Genomic DNA, 4,181 nt, shown 5'->3' with positions numbered 1-4,181 from the left:
CCGTTTACCTCGCCGGGGGGGTCGGTTTGGTCGGTGTTTGCTTTGGCGCCGCCGCCGGCGTGGCCGTGACCGCCGGGGGGGGCGGGGTTCTGGGCGCCGAGGTGCTGACCGAGGTCGTCGACGTCTCGCAGTACGAGCAGGTGCGGCGGTTCGCCGATGCCGTGGTCGAGCGCTACGGCGTGGTCAACGACCTGTTCAACAACGCGGGCATCGGCTTCGTCGGCACCGTGGAGCGCAGCGACATCAAGGACATCGCCCGCGTGGTCGACATCGACTTCTGGGGCGTGGTGCACGGCGTGAAGGCGTTCCTCCCGCACCTCATCGCCTCCGGCGCCGGCCGCATCGCCAACACCTCCAGCGTGTTCGGCCTGTTCTCCGCGCCGAGCCAGAGCGCGTACAACGCGGCCAAGTTCGCCGTGCGCGGGTTCACCGAGTCGCTGCGCCAGGAGATGCGCGTCGCCGGACATCCGGTCAGCGTGAGCGTCGTCCATCCCGGCAGCATCCGCACCCCCATCGCCCGCAACGCCACCGGCGTGGACGACGCCGAGCTGGCGAATCTGGCCCAGCTGTTCGACCGCAACGCCCTGACCAGCGCCGAACGCGCCGCCCGGGTCATCCTCGACGGCACCGCCGCCGGCAGGCCCAAGATCCTCGTCGGCCCCGACGCCAAGGTGAGCGATCTGGTGGTGCGCCTGCTCGGCGCCTCCTACGCCGACCTGCTCGCCAAGGCGAGCGCCCGCCTGTTCGGCTGATCGCCCTCGAACCCCCGGCGCGCCCCGCCCGGCCGCGTGCCCCCATCCAGGAGGAGAGCCATGTTCACCGAGGAGAAGTTCCAGCAGGCGTTGCGCACGCCGCGACTGGCCCGCCCGGTCCCGGAGTTCCTGAACGCCAACCGCGGCGTGCCGGTGCGCGCCATCCCCGAGCACGAGCTACAGGCCACCACCGCGCAGTGGTTCGTCGACTTCGAGCGCAAGATCGACTTCTATCGCAAGCTCGATGTCGATCTGTCCTGGCTGATGGACTGGGCCAAGAAGTACTGGTGGAGCTGGATCGACCGGGACATGAGCTACAACCACGAGCTCTACGCCGCCGACATGCGCTACACCGACGTGACCACCTTCGGGCGCACCATCGTCGGCATCGACGACTTCGTCACCTACAACATGGCCTTCTTCGACGCCATCCCGGACTGGCGCTACGACCCGCTGCCCGGCCAGATCTACATCGACGTCACGCCCGAGGGACTGGTGCGCACCGTCATCCGCTACATCGGCAGCGGCCACTGGAGCGGCCCGCTGCGGCTGTACCCCTACGACGACACCGCGCCGGTCCTCTACGGCACCGGCCGCTTCATCCAGTGCAGCGCCGTGGACCGCTACCACTTCAACGCCGACGGCCTGATGGAGGAAGGCGAGACCCTCTACGACTTCCTCGACGCCACCCAGCGCGCCGGCGTGCTCCCGCGCGACGACAGCTGGCCGTTCAAGGCCTTGTTCGCGGCCTCGAAGATCCCCGCGCTCGCCGACGACCTACGCGCGCGCCTGCCCCTTCCCGGCATCTTCAAACTCTGATCTCCGCGCTGATCTCTCCAGCGTGGCGCGGGTCACGCTGGAGTAGGTAGCCGCCGATCTCGGGGTAACCGGCCGGTAGTCTGATCTGCTGTCAGCAGCCGCTAGCGATCTGGGAGGACCTGCCGTGGCTCTCGTTGTTCAGAAGTACGGAGGATCGTCGGTGGCCACCGCCGAACGCATCCGGCGCGTCGCTGAACGGATCGTCGAGACCAAGAAGCAGGGGCACGATGTGGTCGTCGTCTGCTCTGCGATGGGCGACACCACCGACGAACTTCTCGACCTCGCCGAGCAGGTCGCTCCCGCTCCGCCGGCGCGCGAGATGGACATGCTGCTCACCGCAGGCGAGCGCATCTCCAACGCGCTGGTCGCGATGGCCATCCACTCCCTCGGCGCGCAGGCCCGCTCCTTCACCGGCTCGCAGGCCGGTGTCATCACCACCGGCGCGCACGGCAACGCCAAGATCATCGACGTGACCCCGGGCAGGCTGCGGGAGGCGCTGGACGAGGGCACGATCGTGCTGGTCGCCGGCTTCCAGGGCGTCAGCCAGGACAGCAAGGACGTCACCACCCTCGGCCGCGGCGGCTCCGACACCACCGCCGTCGCGCTGGCATATTATAATGATTCCGACGCCTGCGAGATCTACACCGACGTCGACGGCGTGTTCACCGCCGATCCGCGCATCGTCTCCGACGCGCAGCGCCTCGAGCAGGTCTCCTACGAGGAGATGCTGGAGATGGCGGCCTGCGGTTCCAAAGTTCTGATGCTGCGCTGCGTGGAGTACGCGCGCCGCTACAACGTGCCTGTGCATGTCCGCTCGTCCTACACCGACAAGCCGGGTACCTACGTCTACGGATCGATGGAGGACATCCCCTTGGAGAAAGCAATCCTCACCGGTGTCGCGCACGATCGCAGCGAAGCCAAGGTGACCGTCGTCGGCCTGCCGGACGAGCCGGGCTATGCCGCCAAGGTGTTCCGCGCCGTCGCCGACGCGGAGATCAACATCGACATGGTGCTGCAGAACATCTCCAAGGTGGAGACCGGCAAGACCGACATCACCTTCACCCTGCCCAAGTCCGACGGCGCCCGCGCGGTCGAGCTGCTCACCAAGCGGCAGGACGAGATCGGCTTCTCACAGGTGCTCTACGACGACCTGATCGGCAAGGTCTCCCTGGTCGGCGCGGGCATGAAGAGCCACCCCGGCGTCACCGCCACCTTCTGTGAGGCGCTGGCCGAGGCGGGCATCAACATCGACTTGATCTCCACCTCGGAGATCCGCATCTCGGTGCTGGTCAAGGACACCGAGCTGGACGACGCCGTGAAGGTGCTGCACCGCGCCTTCGATCTCGGCGGCGACGAGGTGGCCGTGGTGCACGCGGGAACGGGGCGATAACTGATGGGTGTTCGTATCGGTGTGGTCGGCGCGACCGGTCAGGTCGGCGCCGTCATGCGCAAGCTGCTCGAGGAGCGGAACTTCCCGGCCGACGAGGTGCGTTTCTTCGCCTCGGCGCGCTCGGCGGGCAAGACCCTGCCCTGGCGCGGCGGCGAGATCGTGGTCGAGGACAGTGAGACCGCCGACCCGACCGGCCTGGACATCGCGCTGTTCTCCGCGGGCGCGACCATGTCCCGCGTGCAGGCCCCGCGTTTCGCGGCCGCGGGCGTGACCGTCATCGACAACTCCTCGGCCTGGCGCAAGGACCCCGAGGTGCCGCTGGTGGTCTCCGAGGTGAACCCGGAGGCGACCCTCGACCTGCCCAAGGGCATCATCGCCAACCCGAACTGCACCACCATGGCGGCCATGCCGGTGCTCAAGCCGCTGCACGACGCGGCGGGCCTGCGCCGGCTGATCGTCTCCAGCTACCAGGCGGTCTCCGGTAGCGGCCTGGCGGGCGTCGAGGAGCTGGCGAGCCAGGTGCGCGCGGTGGCCGACGAGGCCGAGAAACTGGTGCACGACGGCAGCGCCGTGCGGTTCCCCGCGCCGAACAAGTACGTCGCCCCGATCGCCTTCGACGTGATCCCGCTGGCGGGTTCGCTGGTCGACGACGGCAGCGGCGAGACCGACGAGGACCAGAAGCTGCGCAACGAGAGCCGCAAGATCCTCGGCCTGCCCGAGCTGCTGGTCAGCGGTACCTGCGTGCGGGTGCCGGTCTTCACCGGTCACTCGCTGTCGATCAACGCCGAGTTCACCGACCCGCTGTCGGTGGAGCGGGCAAAAGAACTGCTGGCCAAGGCGCCCGGGGTGAAGCTGGTCGACGTGCCGACCCCGCTGCAGGCGGCGGGCATCGACGAGTCGCTGGTCGGCCGTATCCGTCAGGATCCGGGCGTGCCCGACGGCCGTGGTCTGGCGCTGTTCATCTCCGGCGACAACCTGCGCAAGGGCGCGGCGCTGAACACCATCCAGATCGCCGAGGTGCTGCTCAGCCGGCGCTGAGTTCGCCTGGGACGGATCACGATCGAACATTCCGGGAGGGGGGGGGGGGGGGGGGGGGGGGGGGGGGGGGGGGGCGGGGGGGGGCGGGGGGGGGGGGGGGGGGTGGGGGCGGGGGGCCGGGGGGGGGGGGCCGGGCGGGGCGCGGGGGCGGGGGGGCCCGGGCGCGAGGCGTCGCCGCAGGG

At 69.5% G+C, this 4,181-nt stretch carries 4 protein-coding genes; all 4 read left to right on the top strand.

Translation table 11 applies throughout. The features are described 5' to 3' along the window. A partial coding sequence (locus QH283_RS20080; RefSeq protein ID WP_280504525.1) for an SDR family NAD(P)-dependent oxidoreductase occupies positions 1-752 on the top strand: 752 nt, incomplete at its 5' end. A gap of 60 nt (positions 753-812) precedes the next feature. Next, the gene (locus QH283_RS20075) at positions 813-1,571 is read left to right on the top strand and encodes a nuclear transport factor 2 family protein (protein ID WP_280504524.1); all 759 of its coding nucleotides are present in this window, start codon (positions 813-815) and stop codon (positions 1,569-1,571) included. Between the two features lie 124 nt (positions 1,572-1,695). Continuing rightward, positions 1,696-2,961 carry an aspartate kinase gene (locus tag QH283_RS20070; RefSeq protein ID WP_280504523.1) on the top strand — a complete coding sequence of 422 codons (1,266 nt, stop codon included), beginning with the start codon at positions 1,696-1,698 and terminating at the stop codon, positions 2,959-2,961. A gap of 3 nt (positions 2,962-2,964) precedes the next feature. Next, positions 2,965-3,999 carry an aspartate-semialdehyde dehydrogenase gene (locus tag QH283_RS20065; protein ID WP_280504522.1) on the top strand — a complete coding sequence of 345 codons (1,035 nt, stop codon included), beginning with the start codon at positions 2,965-2,967 and terminating at the stop codon, positions 3,997-3,999. The last annotated feature ends 182 nt before the right edge of the window (positions 4,000-4,181 follow it).

The organism is Nocardia farcinica (assembly GCF_029867845.1).
Taxonomy (GTDB): Bacteria; Actinomycetota; Actinomycetes; order Mycobacteriales; family Mycobacteriaceae; genus Nocardia; species Nocardia farcinica_A.
The sequence above is the reverse complement of the archived record's forward strand: the minus strand, read 5'-3'. Positions and strand labels throughout refer to the sequence as shown.

Excerpts from the sequence above, each read along its gene's own strand:
- QH283_RS20075 (WP_280504524.1), top strand. The coding sequence starts at position 813 with ATGTTCACCGAGGAGAAGTTCCAGCAGGCGTTGCGCACGCCGCGACTG.
- QH283_RS20065 (WP_280504522.1), top strand. The coding sequence starts at position 2,965 with ATGGGTGTTCGTATCGGTGTGGTCGGCGCGACCGGTCAGGTCGGCGCC.